Below are 5163 nucleotides of genomic sequence, written 5' to 3'. Positions count from 1 at the left end.
GTTACTACCGGACGTCCCAGCTCAACCCCGACTTTCTCGAGCCGCGCCGCATGATTCACCGCGGGACCAATCACTGTGAAGTCCAACCGCGTTGGGGCTCCGATATTTCCGTAGCTGACGTCGCCCAGGTGCAGGGCCAGTCCGAAATGTATCTCGGGGTCGCCGGCGGCGCGGCGCTCGAGATTTCGCACAGCGACCTTTTCAGTGGCAGCGCGGGCGGCCCTCAACGCGGCGGCGCATCGATCGCGGGGATCTTCGTTCGCGCCAAGCTCGAAAATTGCCAGCATCCCGTCGCCCATGAACTTGAGCGCCTCGCCGCCCTCGGCCGTCACCGCGTCCACCATCGTTTCAAAGTAGTCGTTGAGCAACCCGATTACTTTGTCGCGCGGCAGAGAGTCGGTCATCGCGGTAAAGCCCCTCAGATCGCAAAGCCAGACCACCGCGCGAATCTGTTCGCCGCTGCCCCTGGTGATCTTGCCCGCGAGCACCCGCTCACCCGTCCGATGGCCGACGTAGGTGTCCATCAGGTGCCGTGCGATTCGCCGCGTGGCTTGCAGCTCGACGATTATCGCCAGCGCCTCCGCAACCGCGCCGAGCCCGCCGATTTCATCCTCGCTGAATCCGCCCGAGCGATCGGTAAGCCAGGTGATCGAGTTGATCTCACCACTCGAGCAGATCATCGGCATCGCAGCGTAGTCGGTACCGCCCTCGCTTTTAAACTCGCTCAGGGCCGGATAATCGAGCGCACAGGCGGGGTCATGCAATTGCCGCCGGATCATGCGCCCGGTGCGCTGCACTTCCGCAATCGGGCTGGTGGTGAACTCAGGATCGTTTTCGAACGAATGATTTGCCGTGAACCGGACTGCGCCGGGCGTGCTGCGCCGCCAGATATAGGCGGTCGCCGCGATTTGCGGATGGAGCGTGCCCTCCGCGCAGAAGGCGCGCCACAGCGGGATACCCGCCGCGACGATTCTCCGGCACATCTCGTCGCCGAACTCGCGCATGTGCGTAACGTGGCGCCCGTCACGCATCATCCATTCGACGACCCGCGCCGCGCCCTCGTGATGCCTGTTTCTTTCGATCGCCGTCGGTTCCTATTCGCCCTTGGCGAAGCACACCGCCTCGATATTGTGACCGTCCGGGTCAAGCACGAACGCGCCGTAGTATGTAGGACTGTAATTCGGCCGCGGACCGGCCCCTCCGTTGTCGCGCCCGCCCGCCTTCATCGCCGCTTCATAGAATTTGCGCACGGTCGCGCGATCCTTCGCCAACACCGCGATATGCGTATAGCCGTGCGAGGCGCCTTCGCGGTGTCCGATCCAGATTCGTTCGCGATCGGGTCCGGCGAAGCCTGCGTATTGCTCCTGGTCGTCGCTGAAGACCAGCGTGTATCCGAGTGGATCGAGCGCCGCCTTATAGAAGCTGAGGCTCTTCTGGAAATCCGAGACTCTAAGCGAGATGTGATCGATCATTGTCGTAGCTTAGGGCTATTGCGGATCGCCGAGCTTCAGCAACTGCTTGCCGAAATTTGCACCCGTGAACAGCCGGATGATCGTCTTCGGAGCGTTCTCCAGTCCCTGCTGCAGATCGACCTGGTTCTTGAGCTTCCCCTCCGCGTACCACTTGGACATCTCGGCGATCGCCTCGGGATAGCGCGGCAGAAAATGAAATACCAGGAAGCCTTCCATCCGCGCGTGTTGCATTATCAGGTTGAAATAATTTTTGGGCCCGACCGGATTCCTCTCGCCGAGGTTGTTGTACTGCGAGATCGCTCCGCACAACACCACCCGCGCGCCATTAGCCAGTCGCGCGAGCGCATCATCGAGAATCTCGCCGCCGACGTTGTCGAAATATACATTGATGCCCTGCGGGCAATGCTTAGTCAGCGCCTCACCTACCTTCTCACTCTTATAGTCAATCGCCGCGTCGAAGCCTGCCTTTTTCACCAGCCAGTCGCACTTCTCGCGACCTCCCGCGATACCAACTACACGGCATCCTTTGATTTTGGCGATCATCCCCGACACCGAGCCGGTTGCGCCCGCCGCGCCGGAGACGACGAACGTGTCGCCGGCCTTCACCGCACCGACCGCCAGCGTGCCGAAGTATGCCGTCAGGCCTGTCGTGCCAAGCAGCGACAGCGCGAGAATGGGATCGGTGCCGCGCGGCAGCTTCTGCAAGCCCATCAGCCCTTCACCGCCGTTAACCGTGTAGTCCTCCCATCCGAAAAGCCCCTGCACCAGATCGCCCTTGGCAAATCCCTCGCGCTTGGACTCAACCACCTGTCCGATGGTGCCGGCCTTCATCGTTTGTCCGAGCGGAATCGCTGGCATGTAGGTGTCCATCGACATCCATCCGCGCTGCGTCGGATCGAACGAGAACGCAAGATTGCGCACCAGTACCTGTCCGTCCTTCAGCGCCGGAACGGACGTTTCATTCCAGCGAAAATCGCTTTCCTTGATCATTCCGTGCGGACGCTTCTCGAGCAGCCATTGTCGATTCCTCAGCTCTGCCATTTCAATATATCCTCACTGCGAGTGTGACTTGGACTTACCCGATAAGCGCCCCGCGAACAAGCAACGTGCAAAACCCGGGTGAATAGCGTTGGCTTGGCGAGACGCAAAATCCTACAATCGGGCGACGGAGGAACCGACATGTCGATGATGGGGCGTTTTGTGCAGGTGTCGCCGGCTCGCTTGAAACAGATTCTTGACGATCCTTCGGAAGTCGAAGGGCTTTTCGCCAGCGATCAGGCCGCCCAGGCCATGCCGAAGTTGATGGGCGCGCTTGCGGGAAGACTGCAAGGCCGCCTCGCGCCGCAGATGCTTGCAGCATCGATGGCGGCGATGCCTCCGGAGCTACGCGAGAGACTCGCACAGTCCATGAAAAACATCGGCATCGATCCCGACGCGCTCGCGCGCGGCGAAGGCGGCGATGACCTGGCGAAGTTGATGGAGGCGCGCGGACGCGCCCTCGCGGCGAAGTTAGGCATCTCGAATCCGCCGAACACCTCGGGAGGTAGTCCGCAAGCGTCGGCGAAGGGCGCGAGCCTCTCGATCGACAAAGCATGGCACGGAGTGCACTACCTGTTGTGCGGCAAGCTCGAACCCGGTTCCGACCTCGCCAGCCAGGCCGTGATGGGCGGGACGGATATCGGCGACGACCTCGGCTATGGGCCCGCGCGATACTTCGAAGCAGACGAGGTCGCTAACATCGCCCGCGAATTGAGTCGGCCAAATCTCGAAGCCGAGATGACCGCGCGATGGGATCCGGCTCAAATGGCGACGCTCGGCATCTATCCAGGACAATTCCTCGCCGACGACCAGCAATGGCTGATGGACGCGTTTCAAAAGTTGCGACAATTCTACGTCGACGCGAGCGCCGCAAAGTTCGCGATCGTTACGTGTCTCGATTGAGCGTTTAGAAAAGGCGCTGCCAAAGAACACTTCGGTTGCGGGTCGGCCTACTCTCGGCCACAATGCGCCTGCCGATGACCCGCAGAACTCCTACCCGTGCCGTGTCTTTGCGACTCGTGACCATCCTGCTGGTTCTGATTTCCGCTACCTACGCGATTGCTTCTCATAGGCCGTTGCCGCCGCAGGTGCTGTCCAAGTCTCCGGAAATGCGTCCGTTCGGGACGGGCCGCCACTCATGGTGGGGCATTCGGATGTACGACGCGACGCTATGGATTGTCGGCCCGCAATATTCCGCGGCTGCACCTCACGCGCTCGACATCGAGCCGGGCCGTGCAGTTCCCTCCGACACTTTAGTCAAGAACGCGATCGCCGAGATGCGCGACCTCAAGGTTGGCGACGAGCGTCAGCTTGCAACCTGGCAGGCGGAAATGAGGAAGCTCATTCCCAACGTTAAAGAAGGCGACCAGATCGTCATCTTCTGTCCGGACACGAGGCGGACGCTGGCCTACTTGAACGATTCGAGCACCGGCGCGATCGACGATCCGTCATTTTGCACAGCGGTCATGAGCGTATGGCTTCATCCGCAAACCAAACATCAGGCGATGCGGAAGTCGCTGCTCAGACAGTGACGCGCCAATGCTAGTCCTTAGAACAGACGCTGGCCGAAGAACACGGCGTTGATGTCGCGCTTCGAGGCGGCGAGCGCGTCGCGCGATTTCGCCGCCATCGTTTTCGCAAGCTCCCGCGCCGCGGGCATTAACTCACTAGATTTAACGACTCGGTTCAGCGCGCCCATCGCGAGTAATTCCTCCGCCTTGTAATGGCGGCACATCAGGATCGCTTCCTTCGCGCGCCATGGCCCGAGCCGGGCGGCGAGCACGCTCGCGGGAGCGCCGCGATAGGGCACGTCGAGATCCACTTCCGGCACCCAGAACTCAGCGCCTTCGACCGCAATCGCAAAATCGAACGCGAGCACGAACGACCATCCGCCGCCGACCGCGTAGCCGTTGATTGCGCCAATCGTGATCTGATCGAGATGCGCCAACACGTCGAACGCACGACCAATCAACCGCGGCCATCGCTTGCCGAACTCGCCCATCCGTCGTCGCCGCTCTGCGGCATCGACTACCGCGCCGGCCCGAGCCTTGAACATCGCGTGATCGGCGCCGGCGCAGAAGGCGGAGCCTTTGCCGGTCACGATGAGTACGCGGCATTCGCGATCGTCGCGCACCGCATGCAGACGTCGCTCGAAGTCGAGGATGACGCCTTCGTCGAGACAATTGCGGCGCTCGGGACGATTGAACGTGATCGTCGTGATCGGACCGTCACTCTCGACCAGGAAGTTTTCAGTCGTCTTGCCAGCGGCCATTCGTGTTGCTTTACTTCGGCGCCGCGCTCGCGCGCAACTCTCCAACCGGCTTGCACGCCAGCATTCGATATTGAACAATCGCTCTTCCCCGTTCTTCGACGCGGAGAGGTGGCCGAGCGGTTAAGGCACCGGTCTTGAAAATCTGCCCAATGGATTTTGCCTGATCACATCAAGCCAGATGAGGCCGGAAAATAAGGGGTTTTTCATGACCGTGAATCAGGTCAGATCCTGTGGATAAACCCCAAAGTGGGCACTGAGTGGGCACTGAAATTGGGATTACAGTGCGGCACCATGGCGCTGAAACTTCGCAAGCTCGGCAAAGAATCTCTCCAGCGCGCTTGCTAGGTTGCGGGGCGTGAAACCGGTCACGGAGACCCACTA

6 protein-coding genes are annotated in these 5163 nt (G+C 61.0%); 2 read left to right on the top strand and 4 right to left on the bottom strand.

What is annotated here, in order from left to right:
* From VIW95_RS16920 to VIW95_RS16910, 3 genes are all read right to left on the bottom strand, one after another.
* Positions 1 to 1034, bottom strand: a 1034-nt coding sequence (locus VIW95_RS16920) for an adenylate/guanylate cyclase domain-containing protein (protein WP_331588735.1), incomplete at its 3' end; no start/stop codon positions are given.
* 60 nt (positions 1035 to 1094) lie between these two features.
* Complete coding sequence (locus tag VIW95_RS16915; protein ID WP_331588733.1) at positions 1095 to 1472, bottom strand: VOC family protein; 378 nt, start codon at positions 1470 to 1472, stop codon at positions 1095 to 1097.
* Positions 1473 to 1487: 15 nt separating this feature from the next.
* Entirely contained in the window at positions 1488 to 2513 is a 1026-nt protein-coding gene (locus tag VIW95_RS16910; RefSeq protein WP_331588731.1) for an NADP-dependent oxidoreductase, read from the bottom strand.
* A 138-nt stretch (positions 2514 to 2651) separates the two neighbouring features.
* On the opposite strand from VIW95_RS16910, the gene VIW95_RS16905 reads away from it, so the two are divergent.
* Together VIW95_RS16905 and VIW95_RS16900 are read left to right on the top strand one after the other, a co-directional pair.
* A complete protein-coding gene (locus VIW95_RS16905; RefSeq protein ID WP_331588729.1) occupies positions 2652 to 3413 on the top strand; it encodes a YfbM family protein in 762 nt (253 codons plus the stop codon).
* Between the two features lie 62 nt (positions 3414 to 3475).
* Entirely contained in the window at positions 3476 to 4042 is a 567-nt protein-coding gene (locus VIW95_RS16900; RefSeq protein ID WP_331588727.1) for a chalcone isomerase family protein, read from the top strand.
* 17 nt (positions 4043 to 4059) lie between these two features.
* Here VIW95_RS16900 and VIW95_RS16895 read toward each other — a convergent pair whose 3' ends face one another.
* On the bottom strand, positions 4060 to 4782 hold the full coding sequence (locus VIW95_RS16895) for an enoyl-CoA hydratase/isomerase family protein (RefSeq protein WP_331588725.1): 723 nt from the start codon (positions 4780 to 4782) through the stop codon (positions 4060 to 4062).
* Positions 4783 to 5163: the final 381 nt, after the last annotated feature.

Origin of the sequence: Binatus sp. (SeqCode) (assembly GCF_036522015.1) — a bacterium.
Taxonomy (GTDB): domain Bacteria; phylum Desulfobacterota; class Binatia; order Binatales; family Binataceae; genus Binatus.
This window is presented reverse-complemented; position numbering and strand designations above follow the sequence as displayed.

What these genes read in the sequence shown, in the direction of transcription:
- VIW95_RS16910 (WP_331588731.1), bottom strand. Translation starts at nt 2,513, where the DNA reads ATGGCAGAGCTGAGGAATCGACAATGGCTGCTCGAGAAGCGTCCGCAC.
- VIW95_RS16915 (WP_331588733.1), bottom strand. Translation starts at nt 1,472, where the DNA reads ATGATCGATCACATCTCGCTTAGAGTCTCGGATTTCCAGAAGAGCCTC.
- VIW95_RS16900 (WP_331588727.1), top strand. Translation starts at nt 3,476, where the DNA reads ATGCGCCTGCCGATGACCCGCAGAACTCCTACCCGTGCCGTGTCTTTG.
- VIW95_RS16905 (WP_331588729.1), top strand. Translation starts at nt 2,652, where the DNA reads ATGTCGATGATGGGGCGTTTTGTGCAGGTGTCGCCGGCTCGCTTGAAA.
- VIW95_RS16895 (WP_331588725.1), bottom strand. Translation starts at nt 4,782, where the DNA reads ATGGCCGCTGGCAAGACGACTGAAAACTTCCTGGTCGAGAGTGACGGT.